The organism is Methanocella arvoryzae MRE50, assembly GCF_000063445.1.
Classification (GTDB): Archaea; Halobacteriota; Methanocellia; order Methanocellales; family Methanocellaceae; genus Methanocella_A; species Methanocella_A arvoryzae.
In genome coordinates this window covers 1,524,762-1,542,633 of record NC_009464.1, presented here as the reverse complement: position 1 = coordinate 1,542,633, position 17,872 = coordinate 1,524,762, and the positions used below count along the sequence as shown (strand labels likewise).

Below are 17,872 nucleotides of genomic sequence, written 5' to 3'. Positions count from 1 at the left end.
CACAGCGCCCGGTGCACGGGGGGCGGGCAGACTTTAACGAATAAACTCAGTAATGACGTTTGCCGTTCTCGTGTGATACCAGACGCATTGCTTACTAAACCTGTAAGTGAGTTTAAGGCGCCCGGCCGGGGCGGGATCAGGGCTCTACCCAGACTGCCCTGTCATGTCCTGGCCGGGTTTGCTGTGCTTACTTACTCTACAAAGGTGTAATTTATGGCGAAGAATTGGATCATGACTTTGGTGCTCGCCGCAGCAGTACTCGCGGTAGTCACCAGCGGAACAGCATCGGCGTACTCTTTTTCGAACGTTGAATGGACGAAGTTATATTCCAGTGGTGTTTCGTATTACACTGAAGCTACAGGAACCCCCACGGTATCCGGCGGTGGATCTCTTACTTGGCAGAACACGTTAGAAAATGATATACCTAACTCGTATTACTATCCTATGGCCTCATGGTATTCGGATAACCTTCAAAACCAGGGATATGTCCAGAAAGCTGACGGAATTAGCTACCATTACGCTTGGGGACCGGACGCAACTGCCACCGCTATGTCTTCGTCAGGGGGACACACGCTTACCGTTAAGCATGAGTATTCCCTGACGAAAGGAACGCCGGGAACTTACGACAGTAAAGATAAAAGCTACACTGTAAGCTAAAATGCCATAAAAATGGTTGTGGCATTTTATTTTTTTATAGGTGCTTGGTGGTTGGGTTCATGGCAAATCTCCTGAGTATTACTAAAAAAGAGATAACGGACGTAGTTAATAGTAAAATATTGGCTATTATGGTCGCGTTTTATATCGTTTTGTTTGTATTATCATTTTTTACAAACATATGTAATAATACAAATAATTCGAACGAATTAATATTCGTGCTATTCATGTACTCTACATGTTATTATAGCACGTTAGTAGCCATGGCCCTTGGGTATTCTTCTTTTTTTTCCGAGATGGACGGAAAGGCAATCAATACTCTGCTGACTAAGCCATTGTACAGAGATACTATCATTAATGGTAAACTTTTGAGCGGAGTGATCCTATCAACTGGCTTATTCATATTTACGACGCTGCTTTACGTGACAGCGATCGGGATATACTTTAACGATCCGACAGAAGTACTGCCAGTAATATTTAATATTTTACCGTTAATGTTTGTGCTTTCGTTATCATCTACTATGTTTTTCTATTCTTTGACCTTGCTGATCTGCACTGCTCTTAAAGATCAAATGTTAAGCTTTTTCACGAGCTGCCTTTCGTGGATAATTCTATTTTATCTCATTAACGATGACTGGTTTGCAGGATATATCTCATATTATTTAAACAGCCCATCAGTGATATACACAATAAGTAGTTTTTCGCCGTTTACGCTGGTTAACTTTGCCTTAGCCGAGCCAGATATAATCATGGCAATAACAACGGATGGGGAGACGGCAATACTCAAATTGTTGTTGTACACCGGCATCATGATGTTCGTTACTTATACCGTATTTCTCAGGAGGGACGTCGCTTGAGAGAACTATCGAAAGGGATGATATTAATTGCATGTAACGAGATTTCCCGACTGTTCAGTAGTCCGATTGTAATAGTGTTTGCAGCACTAATGGTGATCCTGTCGTTTACAAATGCTGCGGGTGTTTCAGTTGTACTGCCTACGCGGTTTAGTTTTCTCGACCATGACGAAGCGTTTTTTTATGTCGGTCTTGGTAACTTTTTATGGAATATGTCTGCACTTTTTTCATTCCTTTCCATCTGTATCGGGATCGTGTCGTTCACGGACGAGAAAAAAGGGTCGCTGAGACTGTTACTCACTAAACCGGTGTACAGACGGGATGCCATAATCGGTAAATATCTGGGGATTATGGTATTTTTACTTCTGATGATAACTTTGACAGTATGTTTATTCGTATCGTTGACGATGATCGTTTTCGGAGGTCCTGAATCTGCAATAGAACTAGTGTTGAGAGCCGGGTCGTTTATCCTTCTGCTCTTTTTAAACTGTGGTTTTACTATTGGCCTGGTCACGTTCTTTTGTATAATTCTGAGCAAAGCAGAGGCTATGATGGCATCAATCGCTTTCATAGCTATGGAATACTTGGCAAGAATGCCATGGGTTCCCTCTTCACTCGGAGAGCTGCAGATTATTAATCCTGTAAACTTGTATATTGCAGCCTTTGCCATATCCCCCGGCAAAGACCTGTACTCCCTGGCATTGCCATATTCGACATGGCTTGATCACGCACTGCCTTACCTATTGCTGATGATTACCGAGATCATTGTAATCTTACTGATAAATTCGATCCTTCTTAGCCGTGAAGAGTTGTGACTATGGAGACTAGAATATGAACAAATCGATGATACTAATTACCATAATGGCGATCATATGCATCCTTTTCCTAAGTGCTGTATATATGATCGGTCAAAATACTGCAGTAGACTTTGGGTTATCAAGGTCCGACAACAGTTCAATCAATTCATCGGGTGAAACACCGGAAAAACTCAACGTAACCCAGAAACCAGATGCTATTGTTGATTCGAATAACAACGATAACCTGGGTACAATCAATTTTCAAATTAAGTATGGACAAAAGAAGTATATCACCGATGCATCGGTCAAACTGTATGCATACTCAGAAGAGAACAGCAATGACTTAAAACTGGTGGACACTGCAGGCAATCCGTTGATGAACTGTAATGCCGAACTGGACAGCTGGGGTCCCGTGTATCAGTTCAGAGAGGTTCCATACGGGCAATATAAGATTGTCTCCGAAAGAAACGGTTCCTCATGGATAGCTTATCATACTCTAGATCCTTCCACTGATGGTGCAATCAACGGTGTAGGCGCAGATGACCCGGATTTAAAGGTGCCAGACTCGATTAATCACAATCGTAATACTATATATGGATGGGTAAGAGATTCGTCCTCTATGGACTACCTACCAGATCTTGAAATTACTTTACTAAGGCAAGATACGATTAATGAAACACGTTACCTGCCAGCCGACGTCCCGAACAACCCCACCATATCAAAATCGGACCCATATACTGGCTTTTATTACTTCAATGACATTTCTCCGGGAATCTACAAAGTACAAGTTAAAAACGTAGGGTATGTAAAGAATAGTATACCTATAAAAATTGATGGAAGCGAGCAAGAGGGCACCCTATGCAACATAGGAATTTAATGATTAGCCGATGTATGACAGGTATCGATTTAAAAAGAAAATGTCCCAGAAGGTCTATAATCTGGTTGCCGAGAACAACTATAGGAGTTTCAATTGGACGATCTATGTTTCAGATGATGGCCGCAATAAGTATAAAATCTAATATCCGGGCGCAATGAATCGGCAAGGTGAGCGATGATAGGGCGTTAAAATGGCCAGGGGAATCAGGTAGGCAACTATGGAAGCAATTATCGTATCCGGCTCCCGGATTTGGAAGCACAGCGCCCGGTGCACGGGGGCGGGCAGACTTTAACGAACAAACCCAGTAATGACGTTTGCCGTTCTCTTGTGCTGTCAGACGCATTGCTTACTAAACAAATAAGTGTGTGTAATGGCGCCCGGCCTGGGCAGGATAGTCGAGTATTACCAGCCTATAGCGAAAAGCTGTAAGAAAACAAAAACTTGCATCGGGAAGCACAGCGCCGGGTTCACGGAGGCGGACAGGCCTAAACCCAGACAGCCTGTCGCCAGAACTTGCGGCGCTGTACTTACTAAACCTTTAAGGTGAGACGATAATTCCTGAGAACTATCGCCAATAGAATATAATGACGCCTGGTATTATAATACTATCGATTGCTGTCGTTAAGCTGTATCGAAAGATATACTATACAAGGCGTTGAACAGCGATTATGCGCCTGAAACATGCGCTAAATACACTAATCGTAATCCTGCTTCTCATCATAGTTTCCACTCTGCCCGCTTCCGCGGCTCAGACGACGGTGGACAACTACCCCATCCCCGGCCCCGGAGATACCAGCGGCGCCAGCGGGAATACAGTGGGCTTTTCTCCCATTCCCGGCCCCCGGAATTCGAGTGGCGCGAGCGGTGACACAATAAGCTTATCCCCTATCCCCGGTCCTGTAGATACCAGCGGCGCCGACGCCACGATCACCTTCTGGCAGCTGCCACTGAGAATCCAGGTCGAGCAGATCACCTGGATAGCCGCCGTCACCGCAGCCGCGCTGGCAGCAGTCCTCAAGCTCTGGCCCATCGTTATAGGCAAGCTGAAAAACCGGCGGGACAACGAGATCAGGGAGCGGATATACAATTACATAAAAAACAACCCCGGCACCACCATGGCCGACATCTCCCGGCGTGAAAACCTCAACCTCGGCACCATCCGGTACCATATCACCAGACTCCAGTCCGACCACAAGATCACCCTGGTCAAGTCCGAAAAATTTGTCAGGCTCTTCCGCAATTCAGGCGTTTATACCGAGAGAGAAAAGGCGATCATATCCTCGATCAGCCGGCCTGCCGCGATATCCATCGTCTCGTACCTCCGGGAAGCCCCCGGGGCGACCATCGACGAGATCGCCGGCCACTTACATATCACCAGCAGCGGAGCCTACGTACAGCTCAAAAAGCTGATAAGAGACGGAGTCGTCTATAGAGAGCCCGCCGGGAGGTTCCTGAAATACTACCTTAATGAAGAAGTGCTGGCGCTCATCGCCCGGCAGTTGCCGGTGAGTGTGTGAACGTACACGAACGCTGTGCTGTACCAGATCACAGAACGTCAGAATCTGTGTCGCATGAAAAAGTTGTTGTTTCGACGAGGGTTTCAAGGTCGCCAAGTAATAGCCTTATGAAAATGGGATATTCGGGCAGAGGCTATGAAAAATTAGAAGTTGGCCTCGCATATGTCGAAAACACCGCCAAGAACGCCAAGGGGCCAAGCTCGCCAAGAGCCAATTTTTCATGGAACTCTAAGAGGTCCGGTACGCCAGGGACTTTTTCGATCGGAACCACACCTATCATAAAAAATAATGCTTGGCGTACTTGGCCTCTTGGCGGGCTTGGCGGCTTTACCAGCTCAGAAACTTGGAACTGCCAGTTTTTAATCACTTATGCTTGATCATGGCTCCGATCATCACCTGACTATTTGCGATTTAAAACCGGGGCCTCCCGGGGCCGAGTCAGTCAACTTTTTCACATCCTCTACTCGAAAACCTACTTTTCAGGAAAGAGTTCTGTATACAAGAGACTGCTTCCAGTCGGTCACAGCGCAGCATTCATCTTGCTTAGTCACTGAGCAACCAGAAACGCTCAGTGCACCTATTTCGGCGACTGTCCCTGTTTGACGTTGATGGCGTTGACGAACTTCTCCAGCCCGGCCTTGCGGAGCCGTTCCCGGAGGAGTTTGCCCAGCACGTTGACGTCGCCTTTCTTGGCGACGATGGGGGCGACCTTGTCTATCCACTGGTTCCAGGGGGGCAGCATGTGGAGCCGGTCGCAGATGCCGTCGAGGAACTCGTCCCACGCCGACGGATGGATTTTATCCATCTTATTCACGGCGACGATCACGTCGAGGTCTAAATCGTATAAGAAGTCGTTGAGCTCTATGTCGATGGGGATCTCGCCTCTGCCGTCCCACCGATCCACGATCTCGGCGAAGGCCTTCGCGTCGACCACCTGCACGGCGCATATGATTCTGGATGCGTTATCCTCGAAGTATTTGACGATGAGGTCTTTGACTCTTTCCTGCTTGGCCCGGTCCACACCCTTCATGTACCCGTACCCGGGCATATCCGTAATAAGAAGATCGCCGAACTGGTAGTAGTTGGGCTTCTGGGTGACGCCCGGCCTGCGGCCTACCTTGACCTTCGCGCCTATGAGCTCTCGCATGATCGTGGATTTGCCCACGTTAGACCGGCCGATGAAGACGATCTCGTACTTAGCTTTCACGGGCTCGAATGACTTGTAGTCCTGCAGTGACATCAAATCAATAAGTTCTCTATATACATGTATACCTATCGCATTAACACGATAAGTATTATATATCGAACTTACGATCTATTAAATGAACGGTGGATCGATTGATCGAACTATTTGAGAAGTATGCCGATATGAAGATACTGGCTTATTTTCTATCTCGTCCGGGCAGGCAATTCTATAAGAAGGAGATTGCGAGAGCATTGAATGTCAGCCCGTCTACCGTAATCAAGGCCGTCGACTCTTTCCACGAAGAAGGTTTACTGCTAAAGGAAATCCGCGGTAGAGAGCATTTCTACTCTCTCAACACTGAAAATTGCGTCGTGCCTCCGCTGAAGAAAGCGTATGGCCTTGCGTTCGTGCTTTCCGCTAAGCCTGTAGCCCTGTTCCAGGAAGCAGACCCGGGCATTATCTCCCTCGTGCTCTACGGTAGCTATGCTCGTGGCGACTTCGACGATCTCAGCGACATCGACTTCTTAGCAATTACTCACTCGGATAAACTGAAACTGATACCCCCCTTAAAAGCGATTGAAGACCGGCTTGATAAAGAAGCCAACATCACTACTTTACGCCTTTCCGACTGTAAGTCTATGCTGGATAGAGGGGACGCTTTTTATAAAAGCGTCCTTAAAGATCATGTGCTCTTATTCGGGAGTGGTTTGATTGAAGCTTGACGACTGTTTTCAGAAACGACTGCTAATCCGCACGCATCCTGATATTGAGAATGCAAAGCGTTCATTAAGTCTTGCCCGGGAATATTTGACCGGGGCTCAAAAGAACGTCGATATCGGCCTGTACCGTATGGCTATCGTATTCGCTTATACAGCAATGTTCCATGCTGCGAGAGCGATCTTATATGTGGATGGCGTCAAGGAGCGCAGTCATGAATGTATCCCGCTGTATCTCAGGGAGAAGCATCCGTCCCTTAAGCGTTATGCGGTAGTTCTGGATTCCTACCGGAAAAATCGTCATGATGCAATTTATTCGCTAGAGTACGAGGCAGGAAAACAGGATGCTATCACTGCAGTAATGTTGGGGAATGACCTCGTGGCAGCCATAGAAAAGGTGTTTGAAACTCAGTAATCTCTCCCACGCTTCTTTCCACTATAACCCGGAATTCGTTTTAATCGCCCATATGCCAACTATTAATCATGGCCAGGGGAAAGAAGCGAGACGAGCCCATCCAGTACGTGCCGCCGGAGGAGAAGAAAACCGTAATAGAATTCCCGCCCCGGGAAGAGCCCCGGGAAGGCAAGGAAGGCGGGGAGCCGGAAGAGGTCCGGGAGACTGAATGATCTGTCTTCGGACAAAGGGCAAGCTCAAGGTGCCGAAAATAATATAAAAAGAGTTTTCCCTGCAGTCCAGCTTACCAGAAGCGGCCGTAGGTAAAGTTAAGGATCCAGATGAACGCGCCCGACGCGACCGCTGCAATGATAACAGTCTTGGGGTCGATTTTGATAGCGGATTCCTCGGCCTCGAAATAGCGCATCAGGCCTGCGGACGACATCAGACCGCCACTGCCACCGCTCGATTCTCTTCTTGCCATGTTAGCCTCCAGTTCGTATATCTAACACGATAAAGTAGTTAAGTCTTTCCCCGCTTTGCTGTTAAAAAGAGTTTCGGGGGTGCGATCTAAGGGGTTGTCCCTGTGCTCGTGAACGTGGGCGGACGCTGCGCTGTGCGTTCTTTGATTGCCCGGGTTCGGTGAGACAGCAAGACGATCGCTGCGCTGTGCAAAATCTCACAGATGCCACAGATTGGAACAGAATCCACAGATTACGACCGATTGCACAGATGACGCTCGATCTCACAGATAACTAAAAAATTTGATCGACTGTCTTATGACTGCTATCGGTGTTCGAATAGTAGTAAAGTATTCCTTCTGTGATATCGTGTAGTAATCTGTGGATTCAGCAGAGAAATCTGTGGAATCAATTGGAATCTGTGGCATCTGTGAGGACTAGCACAGCGCAGCGTTCGACATGCTGTCTCGGGGTAGCCTGTACAATTAGGCGAGGCATAGCGCAGCGTTCGACATGCTGTCCCCCCATCTTCAGCTCTATATTCTAATATTCTCCCGGCCCGGGCACAAAGGTATTTTTTACCGGGGCGCCAATATGTCTTGCTATGCCCGAAGAATACGTCGTCTCAGGTACTCTGCTCTACGGTGACGATTTCGAGGCCCGGGAGGGCTACCTGGTCATCCGGGACGGCAAGATAAGGGAGGTCGGCTTCGACAGGACTCAGGGGAGCATCCAGGGAATCGTGTGCCCGGCGTTCATCAACGCGCACACTCACCTGGGCGACTCGGTTGCGAAGGATCTGCCGTACATGCCGCTGGCCGAACTGGTCGCCCCGCCGGACGGGCTGAAGCACCGGATCCTCAGAGAGACGCCGCCCGAAACGATCGCTTCTGGGATGGCTTCGGCGCTCGCCGACATGGCGGCTACGGGCACCTGCCACTGCATCGACTTCCGGGAGAACGGCGTCGCCGGCGTCCGCCTGCTCCGGGACGTCGCGGGTAACCGGGCGACGATCATGGGCCGGCTGGCCGGTGCCGACAGTGTAGCGGAAGTGCTGCAGGCCGCTGACGGACTGGGCCTGAGCGGAGCTAACGACATGCCCCGGGATCTCCTGCTCAGCCTCGGGGCCAGCGCGAGGAAGGCGGGCAAGCTGCTGGGCATCCACGCCGGGGAGTTGAACGCCACTGACATCCCGGGGGCGATGGAGATCTCCCCCGACTTCATCGTGCACATGACTCATGCCACCGCGGCCGACATCAGGAAAACGGCAGACCTGGGCATCCCTGTGGTGGTCTGCCCCCGGTCTAACGCTCTCACCGGCGTCGGGCTTCCCCCGCTCAGGGAAATGGTCGAGGCGGGGGTGCAGCTTGCGCTCGGCACGGATAATGTCATGCTGAACGGGCCGGACATGTTCCGGGAGATGGAATGGGTATCAAAAGCATTTTTACATAACGATGCGTATACATTTAGAATGGCAACCTTAAATGGTGCCAGGCTCATGGGCTGCGGTGGGAGCAGGGGCTCGATTCTTCCCGGGAAGGACGCAGACCTGATTGTGCTGAGGCAGGGCTCGGACAACCTGAAGTTTAGCAGGAACCTGCTGGGCACGATCGTCAGGCGGGCCCGCCCGGACGATATAGGCTATACGATCATAGGAGGCAGAATATGGCAGAACTCTTCAAGAAAATCCTGATAGCGACAGATGGCTCTAAGAGGACTCAGAGCGCGGTAGAAACAGGCCTTCAGCTCGCGCAGCAGCACAAGTCTAAAGTATACGCAGTATACGTTGTGGATACAGTCACTTTTACGTCTATCCCCATGGACGTCACCTGGGAAAACATGTACCAGCTGCTGAAGGACGAGGGCGAGGCAGCCGTGAACCGGGTGAAGGAAGCCGGCCAGGGCATCGACATAGAGACCCACGTGCTGGAAGGCAACCCGGCGGTCGAGATCACCAGGTTCGCAAAGGACAATGAGGTCGACCTCATCATCGTCGGCACCCTGGGCAAGAGTGGCATAGACAGGATACTCCTGGGCAGCGTAGCGGAAAAAGTGGTTCGCATCGCTCCTTGCCCGGTACTGGTTATCAAGAGCCATAAAGAAGCCGGCAAATAAATAAGTATGTATATTATAAGAGCCATTCGAGGTGTGCTATGAAGCAGGCAGTTACAGTAGACGACATTATGATCAAGAACGTAAAGAGCATTGAGATTCCGGGGACAAGGGATGAGATTCTCGACCTCATGCAGAAGGAGCGTATCTCAGCCGTACCCGTAGTCAAGGAGGGCACTTTACTGGGCATCGTCACCCGTATCGACCTCCTGAAGCACCCTGAAGAGGAGCAGATAGCGATGCTCATGACCCGGGAGCCTGTCACGATCACACCCGACGCTCCCCTCTCCAGGGCTGCCGCCATCCTCCTCCAGACCGGCCTGCGCAGGCTGCCCGTCGTGGTCCGGGGCAAGCTGGTCGGCATCGTCACCGTCAGCGACATCATCGGCGCCATCGGCCAGATGGACATCCAGGACCAGATCAAGAACTTCATCCGGGACGGAGTCGTGGCCATATGGGATGAAACCCCTGTGCCCGTAGCCGCGGAGATCATCCGGCTGAGCAAAAGGGACGCGCTGCCCGTCCTGAACACCAAGCGCGAGCTGGCCGGCATCATCAGCATCACCGACATCATCAACCTCAGCCGCATCGAGGACTCCGTCGAGCGCTCAGACATGTCCGCCGCCTCCGATGAGGACAAGTGGACGTGGGAAAGCATGCGCGACACCATGAGCCTGTACTACGGCGTCTCGAGGATTTCGCTGCCTGACGTGCCCGTCAAGAGCGTCATGGTCAAGAGCGTCATCACCGCCTTCCACAAGACACCAGTCTCGGAAGTCGCCAAGAAGATGCGCCGCAACAGGATCGAGCAGGTGCCGGTTATTACGGCGGACAACAAGCTCGACGGTTTACTGCTGGACAGAGAATTGCTGGCAGTGATCGCGGAAAAGGAACAGTAGATCGAGGATCTAGGTCGATGGTTTCTATGCCATCGCCTTACTCGCTTTTTTCCATAAGGCCAAATGGCATTCCAGTAACGTTATCACTCAATCCTCGCGGGTCGACGCCCGTTCTGTCTGTAGTTCATGCGAATAATCGCGGGTCGACGCCCGCCTGACGGCGGGCTACTCGTCGTTTCGGGTGCTCCGATGTCCGGGCCGCGCTCGCACCCTCGTCGGTACGACCTGGCTGCGCCTTCGGCTGCGCCAGTCGAACCTCCTTCGCAAGCGCTAAGCGACACCGCCTTCGGCAGTCGTCCATTACCCGGCCATCTCCGCATCCCTCCGCTTCGCTCCGGGCAGACCCGAAACGCCTCGCCGACCGCTATACCCTTTGACCTTACTAGTACTCGCGGTCGACGAAGGTTTTTCGGGCTTGTCCGGCATCAGCCGGATGCGGAGGCGGCAGGGCAATGACCGCCTGCCGTAGGCGGCGGTGCTTAGGACTTGCGAAGCAACGTAAACCGGCGGCGGCGTAGCGCCTGCCGGGTTTTCGTTGCGAGGGTGCGAGTCCGGCCCTGACGGCGTAGCACCCGAAAAACCGTAGTAGGCCGACCATCAGGTCGGCCGTCGACCCGCGTGTTATGGTATAAAAAGCTTCGAGAACGGCCGTTGGCTCGCGTGTTGGGGCATAAATAATTTCAAGAAATCCTGCCGGCCAACGGCATGTAAGTGCTATATTGCCTTCTTTTACCTGCTTGGATGCATCGCGCACCACGGCTCAGCAATCCTGATGATCTGCTTTGCCAGGTGCCTCCTTGCCGTGGGCGGGACTTCGTAGAGCCCAAACTTCAGGTCTCTCTCGATCTCCTGAGTAATCTGCCCAGGCGCCTTTGTCTTGCACTTCCTGCACCGGTAGCCCTGGCCCGCGCCTGCGGACTCCATGTGCCGGCCGCACTGCGGGCAGACAGGAGACACTGTCCGAGTCAGGGGTACGAGATTTACGATCTCCAGCTTTTCCAGATTTACCGTCCGATCCTTGACGCTGCCGTAAACCTTCACCTCGTCTCCGGGCACCAGCTTGCGCACGATCTCTCTAAAATTCTTGGTCGGCTCGAAGGCGGAGCACTTTAAAACCCCGGTTTTGTCCCCGATCTCGAAGAAGACGTGGCCCCCCTCGATAGTATGTGGCGCCTGCGTCACTTTTCCCTTGAGAATATACGAACGGTCGTCCTTCGCCTCCACAATAGATCCGACCGATAGCAGGTGCATGTCCGTGCCCTGGTTGGTGATGAAGATCTGGCAACGCTCCACCGGCTCGGTTACCAGCATCCGCTGCGCTTTTAATAAAACATCAGGGCTGTTGCCCCGGATGCCGTACAGGACGGGGTCCGGGGTATGCGGTGAGAATACGATCACCTTGTTATGCAGGTCTACGTTGTCCCACGTATCGGGGTAGGTGGCAGCGTCCATTGCGTATACAGAGCTTCGGTCCAGCTGCCGGGGCTTCTCGTAGTTTTCCGGCATCCGGTAGGCCAGAAGCTCGTAAGTGTGGTCGTAGAGGTCCATGCAGATAGCCCCGAGAGCGCCGATGATGCCCCTGCCGATCTTGAACTTGTGGACGCGCATGCCGTACTTTTCTGCCAGGGCCTCTGCCTCGGATATCTCCACCACATCTCTGACCACCCGGAGGGCGTAATCCTTGAGCTCCTGAGTGATCTCGCCGCAATACAATACCACTCCGGGATTGGTGTTCTCGTCTTCCAGGCGGGCGTGCTCTTTGACGGCGGCCAGCGCAATCCGCTCTACCTCGTCCATCGCCCCGGGGCCTGCATCCAGTGCGAGCGCGAGGCCGGCGTTGCCTCTGGTCTTGTATTTGATGTTGGGGTTGAACCTGATCAGGCGGGGGAATCCGACAAGCCCGAACTTAGCGAGACGCTCTGCTAAAACTGCTGCCAGATACGTGGTACACATGCCGAGCTTCGAGTCGGTGTCGTCGAGTCCTACGTAGAGCATTTTTTCTCTCCACTTCTGTTTTTGTTCCGTGGGTCACTCTTTGTTTTTCCTTTCCCACGCATTAAATTAGTGCCGCCAGGCACCATTTCCCCATACAAAACGTATTAATATTTGAAAAATGACACTAACATGTTAAGGATATAACTCTTTCGGATTATGACCCGGGAAACGCTGCTGGACAGAGTCATCGCTCTGCTGTGGAAAGCAGAGTTCACCCTCTCGGAGAAGTGCGACATCCGGCCCCGAAGTTTTGACGTGGCGGCTCGAAGGGGTAAAACCCTGCTACTTGTCAAAGTCCTGTCGAACATCGAGGGCATGAGCGAAGAGACTTCCCAGGAGATGCGACGGCTGTCCGTGCTCTTCAACGGCTCTCCGATCGTGATCGGCGAGCACACCAACGACCACCCCCTGGAGATAGGGGCAGTGTACCTCAGGTACGGCATACCCTGCGTCAACATCGAGACGCTCCACGACTTCTTCATCGAGGAGGTGCCTCCTCTCGTGTACGCGGCGCCGGGCGGCCTGTACGTGGAGATCGACGGCGAAACATTGAGGTCGCTGAGAGAGGCTAAAAACATTTCTCTGGGCGAGCTGGCCATGGCCCTCGGCGTGTCCCGGAGGACCATCAGCAAGTACGAGAGCGGCATGAACGCTACTATAGAGGCGGCGCTGAAGCTGGAAGAGATCCTGGACGCGCCCATTGCGTGCCCCGTCAACATGATCGTCATGTTCGAGCGGACCGCCAAAGACGCGGACCCGTCTCCCAACGACCTGCGCAACGCCAGCGCCCTGGAAAAAGAAGCGCTCGGCACGCTCATGCACATAGGCTTCGAGGTGTTCCACACCACAAAAGCCCCGTTCAACGCGCTGTCCCAGGACGACGCAGCCAAGATGATCACCGGGGTCAGCGACTACAACGAAGCCATGCTGAAGAAGGCGAAATTCATGTCCAGCCTGGCAGACGTCGCCGGCACCTATTCCCTCTTCATAGTCAAAGGGCCTCACAGGCCCAAGGCAGTCGGGAATACGCTGCTGATCAAGAGCGAAGAGCTCAAGCAGTTCGACGACCGGAGCGATCTGTTCGACTTATTGTTGTCTCGTGAAGTGAAGAAGGCGAACGCGGGTAAGTAGCTCTCGATCGATCGCTTCTTCTTTTAGCACATATCCATGGCAATATCTCTTCTTATAGCGGGTCGACGGCCGCCCTGATGGGCGTCCTACTACGGTTTTTCGGGTGCTGTGCCGTCAGGGCCGGGCTCGCACCCCCGGAGGTACGACCTGGCTGCGCCTTCGGCAGCGCCAGTCAAACCTCCTTCGCAAGCCCTAAGCGACGCCACTTCGTAGGCGTCCATTACCCTGCCGCCTCCGCATCCCTCCGCTTCGCTCCGGGCAGACCCGAAAAACCTCCGTCGACCGCTATGTAATTAATGTCGTCCGGGTGTAGTATTTATATGCTACATTCTGACTATTTTCCGACTACGGCAATGTATATATCCTCTTGACAGACATACACAAATCCGGTATGTCAAAGGTGGAGATCCCGGACAAGGTCCACAAGGAAGTCAAGAAGTTCGCCGTCGATCACGACATGACGATCAAGGACGCTTACGCCTCGCTGATCGGCTTCGCGCTGGAACAGAAACACGACAAGCTGGCACTGAAGAAGATCCTGAAGGATAAGCCCGGGCAGGACGACATTATTGTAGGCTCCTAATCTAATGGGGGCAGGGCTGGCCGGGCCGGGTAACTCTTTACCTTCTTTAAACTATAGACTACTTCTGCAGAACTGGCCTCATCCCGATAGCAGTCGCTATATAATAGCGATGGCTACCGCTATTTTCGATCAAGGAAGGGCAACTTAAAAATGATCGCACGCTTCGTTTTAGCACTGGCTAATAAAATGGTCAGCACCGTGACCGCCCCGGAGAATATACGCTCCAGTATGGCCGTCACCGTGCAAGTATTTGATTATTTCTTCAGCTCTTTCTTCTTCGGCCTGAGACCTTCGTAACCGCACTTTCTGCAGCGCGTTGCCCTTAACGCGTTCCGCGCGTTGCATTTGCGGCAGATCTGGAGGTTCAGGGTCCGGGCCTCTGCTTCGGGGAATCTCGCCATGATAAGTACCTCTGTTATTTTAAGATGTTCCATCTAAAAGTGCTGGAAGCATATAACTATTTTGGTCAGGCAGAGCTATGATAATTACCGGATACCGCGGAAATGCGGGGAAAATTCCGGTTAAAAAGCTATTTTTTCTGTATATTCTACTTACCAACCCATTGAAAACCTTAAAATACTGGTAGGCGTTATCTTACCTGATGATAATTACATTAATATAACTATTACAACTTTAAGAGGATGTTTCTACTATGAAGGCAGTCGTTCTTGCCGCTGGCGAGGGTAGCAGGCTGAAGCCTTTTACGGCAACCCGTCCCAAGGTGATGATCCCGGTCGGCAACAAGCCTATTTTAGAATATGTAATCAACGCTCTCCAGGAGAGCGGCATCATCGACATTGTCATGGTGGTGGGATACAAGCGGGAAAAGATCATGGACTACTTCGGCGACGGCCACAAGTGGGGCGTGAACATCACCTACGTGGAGCAGTTCCAGCAGCTCGGGACGGCGCACGCGCTCCGGCAGGCATCCCACCTGATCAAAGACCACTTTTTGGTGATAAACGGCGACACCGTGATCGACGCGTCCGCCATTAAAGAGATCATCAAGTACAAGGTCGGGGACGCGACCATGCTCACGGTCAGCGTGGACAAGGCCCAGGCTTACGGCGTCGTGGAGACGCAGAACAACCTCGTCAAAGGCATTGAGGAGAAGCCGAAGTACAAAGAGGCCGGCAACATCGTCAACGCGGGCGTCTACTGTTTCTCCCCCAAGGTCTTTGATTTCCTGGAGTACATGGACATCTCCGAGCGGGGCGAATATGAGGTCACCGACGCGATCAGGAAGATGATCGAGAGCAACTACTCCGTTAGAGCCGTCCACACGAGCGCGCTCTGGATGGACGCCGTCTACCTGTGGAACCTCATCGACCTCAACGCGGCCACGCTGGCCGGGCGGAAGCCGGAGAACCATGGCACAGTCGAGGAGGGCGCCCGCATCCTCGGCCCCGTCTACATCGGGGAAAACACGGTGATCCGGTCCGGCTCATACATCGTCGGGCCCGTTTCTATTGGCGACAGCTGCGACATCGGCCCGAACACTGTGATTTTGCCGAGCACCAGCATCGGCAGCAACTCCACGATCGAGCCGTTCGCCAGAATCTCCAACAGCATACTCATGAACAACGTCAGAGTGTCGTCCTTCAGCAACATCTCCTCCTCAATCATAGGCGAAGGCACGACCCTCGGCTCCTCGTTCATCGCGGAGGCCGAGACGACCCGGGTAGAGGTCGAGAACTCCCTGATGCGCGCCACCATCGGCGCCGTCGTCGGAGATAACACAAACATCGGTGGCAGGGTGTTAGTCAAGCCGGGCAAGATCATCGGAGTCAGGTGCAAGATCGGCTCGGGGGCGCTGATCGGGTCGAGTGTGGCAGACAATACGAAGGTCCTGTAAGGGGTAGACCAAACATGTGTGGAATAGTCGGTTATATCGGATGCGGAAAAACGACTGAAGTACTGCTCGACTCGCTGGGCCGGCTCGAATACCGGGGCTACGACTCGGCAGGCATCGCCGTCGTCAACGGCGACGGAGTGGAGATCATCAAGTCGGCGGAGCGGATCGCCAGGCTCAAGGAGCAGGTGCCAAAAACGCTGATGTCCAGCGTAGGCATCGGCCACACCAGGTGGGCCACCCACGGCAAGCCCTCTCAGGCTAACGCCCACCCCCACCGGGACTGCACCGGCAGGATCGCCGTCGTCCACAACGGCATCATCGAGAACTACCAGGAGCTTAAGAAAGAGCTACAGGCCAGAGGCCACGTGTTCACCTCCGAGACCGACACCGAGGTCATCAGCCACCTCGTAGAAGAGTACTATACAGGCAACACACTCCGCGCCATACTCGAGGCGGTCCAGCACCTCAGAGGCTCTTTCGCCTTCGCGTTAATTAATAAGGACGAGCCCGACCAGATCATCGCCGCCCGCAAAGAGAGCCCCCTCGTCATCGGCATCGGGGACGACCAGTTCTTCCTCGCCTCCGACGTCACCGCATTCCTCCGGTACACGAGAAGGGCCGTCTTCCTCGACGACGGCGACATCGCCATCCTGACGCCGCACGGCCTCTCCATCAAGGACTTCAACGGCAACAGCGTACTGCGGGAAGTCCGCATCATCGAATGGGACCTCGAAGCGGCGGAGAAGTCCGGCTACGAGCACTTCATGCTCAAGGAGATCCACGAGCAGCCCAAATCCCTGAAAGACGTGCTCTCCGGCCGCATCAACGAGCTCACCGGCGACGTGGAGCTGCCGGAGATCAAGCTGACGCAGGAGCAGATAAACGACATCCGCCGCATCGTCATCGTCGCCTGCGGCACCTCCTACCACGCGGGCCTCGCCGGCAAATACGTCCTCGAAATGCTGACCGACGTACCGGTCAGCGTGGAGATCGGCTCGGAGTTCCGGTACTCCTCCAGCAGGACCGACCACCACACCCTCATCATCGCGCTCTCCCAGTCGGGCGAGACGGCGGACACCGCCGCCTCCGTCAAGGACGCGGTCAAGAAGGGCGCCTATGTCATCGCCGTAACGAACACAGTCGGCAGCACCATCGCCCGGGAATCCCAGAGCACGATCTACATGCGATGCGGCCCCGAGATCGGCGTCGCCGCGACCAAGACGTTCACCTCCCAGCTGGCCGTCATGTACCTGCTCTCCATCTACCTCGGCCGCAGGAGAAACACCCTCAACGCCTACAACGCCATGAAACTGCTGTCGGATCTGAAAAACCTGCCCAGGGACGCCCAGGCGGTCCTGGACCAGAGCGAGGCTATCGCCAGCTATGCTAAAATTTTCTCCAGGGCTAACCTGTTCCTCTTCGTAGGCCGCCACCTCAACTACCCGGTGGCGCTGGAAGGCGCTTTAAAGCTGAAAGAGATCTCCTACATCTTCTCCGAAGGCTTCGCAGCCGGAGAACTGAAGCACGGGCCGCTGGCCCTGCTGACCACTGGCGTGCCCGTCATCGCCATCACCACAAAGTCTCCCACGTACGAAAAAATGATCAGCAACATCAAGGAGATCAAAGCCCGGGATGCATCGGTCATCGCCATCGCCAGCGAGGGCGACGAAGCCATCTCCCAGCTGGTCGACGTGGTCATCAGAGTGCCGGACGTCGGGGAGATCGTCTCGCCCATCCTGTCCTCCATCGTGCTCCAGCTCTTCGCCTACCACGTGGCCGTCTGCACCGGCTGCCCGATCGACAAGCCCAGGAACCTCGCCAAATCAGTCACGGTGGAGTAA

20 protein-coding genes are annotated in these 17,872 nt (G+C 53.1%); 15 read left to right on the top strand and 5 right to left on the bottom strand.

Translation table 11 applies throughout. The features are described 5' to 3' along the window. Positions 1-213: 213 nt before the first annotated feature. From RCI_RS07740 to RCI_RS07720, 5 genes are all read left to right on the top strand, one after another. Complete coding sequence (locus tag RCI_RS07740; protein WP_012035869.1) at positions 214-657, top strand: hypothetical protein; 444 nt, start codon at positions 214-216, stop codon at positions 655-657. A 59-nt stretch (positions 658-716) separates the two neighbouring features. After that, entirely contained in the window at positions 717-1,511 is a 795-nt protein-coding gene (locus tag RCI_RS07735) for an ABC transporter permease (RefSeq protein ID WP_048198257.1), read from the top strand. Continuing rightward, positions 1,508-2,323: an ABC transporter permease gene (locus tag RCI_RS07730; protein ID WP_012035867.1), complete on the top strand. Its 816-nt coding sequence runs from the start codon at positions 1,508-1,510 to the stop codon at positions 2,321-2,323. The genes RCI_RS07735 and RCI_RS07730 overlap by 4 nt, the downstream gene beginning before the upstream one ends. Positions 2,324-2,339: 16 nt before the next feature. Continuing rightward, complete coding sequence (locus RCI_RS07725) at positions 2,340-3,182, top strand: hypothetical protein (RefSeq protein WP_012035866.1); 843 nt, start codon at positions 2,340-2,342, stop codon at positions 3,180-3,182. 668 nt (positions 3,183-3,850) lie between these two features. Further along, complete coding sequence (locus RCI_RS07720; protein ID WP_012035865.1) at positions 3,851-4,699, top strand: winged helix-turn-helix transcriptional regulator; 849 nt, start codon at positions 3,851-3,853, stop codon at positions 4,697-4,699. Positions 4,700-5,276: 577 nt separating this feature from the next. Here the strand turns inward: RCI_RS07720 and engB are convergent. Then, the gene (gene engB, locus RCI_RS07715) at positions 5,277-5,939 is read right to left on the bottom strand and encodes a GTP-binding protein EngB (protein WP_012035863.1); all 663 of its coding nucleotides are present in this window, start codon (positions 5,937-5,939) and stop codon (positions 5,277-5,279) included. An 89-nt stretch (positions 5,940-6,028) separates the two neighbouring features. Here engB and RCI_RS07710 point away from each other — a divergent pair, with 89 nt between their 5' ends. The 3 genes from RCI_RS07710 (at position 6,029) to RCI_RS17180 (ending at position 7,228) form a co-directional block, all read left to right on the top strand. Further along, positions 6,029-6,607, top strand: a complete 579-nt coding sequence (locus RCI_RS07710; protein ID WP_148266572.1) for a nucleotidyltransferase domain-containing protein — start codon at positions 6,029-6,031, stop codon at positions 6,605-6,607. Next, positions 6,597-7,016 (top strand): HEPN domain-containing protein, encoded by a 420-nt coding sequence (locus tag RCI_RS07705; RefSeq protein WP_052309930.1) that lies wholly within the window; start codon positions 6,597-6,599, stop codon positions 7,014-7,016. The genes RCI_RS07710 and RCI_RS07705 overlap by 11 nt, the downstream gene beginning before the upstream one ends. 68 nt (positions 7,017-7,084) lie before the next feature. Further along, positions 7,085-7,228, top strand: coding sequence for a hypothetical protein (locus RCI_RS17180; protein ID WP_173363042.1), 144 nt, complete (start codon positions 7,085-7,087; stop codon positions 7,226-7,228). Positions 7,229-7,299: 71 nt separating this feature from the next. Here RCI_RS17180 and RCI_RS07700 read toward each other — a convergent pair whose 3' ends face one another. Beyond that, complete coding sequence (locus RCI_RS07700; protein WP_012035860.1) at positions 7,300-7,479, bottom strand: preprotein translocase subunit Sec61beta; 180 nt, start codon at positions 7,477-7,479, stop codon at positions 7,300-7,302. Between the two features lie 581 nt (positions 7,480-8,060). Between RCI_RS07700 and RCI_RS07695 the strand changes: the two genes are divergently transcribed. From RCI_RS07695 to RCI_RS07685, 3 genes are read left to right on the top strand one after another with little or no spacing between them, the layout of a single operon-like run. Further along, positions 8,061-9,149, top strand: a complete 1,089-nt coding sequence (locus tag RCI_RS07695; RefSeq protein ID WP_012035858.1) for an amidohydrolase family protein — start codon at positions 8,061-8,063, stop codon at positions 9,147-9,149. Further along, a complete protein-coding gene (locus RCI_RS07690) occupies positions 9,122-9,571 on the top strand; it encodes a universal stress protein (protein WP_012035857.1) in 450 nt (149 codons plus the stop codon). Before RCI_RS07695 ends, RCI_RS07690 begins: the two co-directional genes overlap by 28 nt. Positions 9,572-9,609: 38 nt before the next feature. Then, a complete protein-coding gene (locus tag RCI_RS07685; protein WP_012035856.1) occupies positions 9,610-10,467 on the top strand; it encodes a CBS domain-containing protein in 858 nt (285 codons plus the stop codon). A 729-nt stretch (positions 10,468-11,196) separates the two neighbouring features. On the opposite strand, the gene RCI_RS07680 is transcribed toward RCI_RS07685, so the two are convergent. After that, a complete protein-coding gene (locus RCI_RS07680; protein ID WP_012035853.1) occupies positions 11,197-12,462 on the bottom strand; it encodes a tRNA(Ile)(2)-agmatinylcytidine synthase in 1,266 nt (421 codons plus the stop codon). A gap of 156 nt (positions 12,463-12,618) precedes the next feature. On the opposite strand from RCI_RS07680, the gene RCI_RS07675 reads away from it, so the two are divergent. Then, the gene (locus RCI_RS07675; RefSeq protein ID WP_012035852.1) at positions 12,619-13,593 is read left to right on the top strand and encodes a transcriptional regulator; all 975 of its coding nucleotides are present in this window, start codon (positions 12,619-12,621) and stop codon (positions 13,591-13,593) included. An 89-nt stretch (positions 13,594-13,682) separates the two neighbouring features. Here RCI_RS07675 and RCI_RS17495 read toward each other — a convergent pair whose 3' ends face one another. Next, a complete protein-coding gene (locus tag RCI_RS17495; protein ID WP_269446493.1) occupies positions 13,683-13,814 on the bottom strand; it encodes a hypothetical protein in 132 nt (43 codons plus the stop codon). Positions 13,815-13,984: 170 nt separating this feature from the next. Between RCI_RS17495 and RCI_RS07670 the strand changes: the two genes are divergently transcribed. Next, entirely contained in the window at positions 13,985-14,176 is a 192-nt protein-coding gene (locus tag RCI_RS07670) for a hypothetical protein (protein ID WP_048198254.1), read from the top strand. A 254-nt stretch (positions 14,177-14,430) separates the two neighbouring features. Here RCI_RS07670 and RCI_RS07665 read toward each other — a convergent pair whose 3' ends face one another. Beyond that, positions 14,431-14,577, bottom strand: coding sequence for a 50S ribosomal protein L40e (locus RCI_RS07665; RefSeq protein WP_012035849.1), 147 nt, complete (start codon positions 14,575-14,577; stop codon positions 14,431-14,433). Positions 14,578-14,828: 251 nt separating this feature from the next. Between RCI_RS07665 and glmU the strand changes: the two genes are divergently transcribed. Beyond that, the gene (gene glmU / locus RCI_RS07660) at positions 14,829-16,031 is read left to right on the top strand and encodes a bifunctional sugar-1-phosphate nucleotidylyltransferase/acetyltransferase (protein ID WP_012035848.1); all 1,203 of its coding nucleotides are present in this window, start codon (positions 14,829-14,831) and stop codon (positions 16,029-16,031) included. Positions 16,032-16,045: 14 nt separating this feature from the next. Beyond that, entirely contained in the window at positions 16,046-17,872 is a 1,827-nt protein-coding gene (gene glmS / locus RCI_RS07655) for a glutamine--fructose-6-phosphate transaminase (isomerizing) (protein WP_012035847.1), read from the top strand.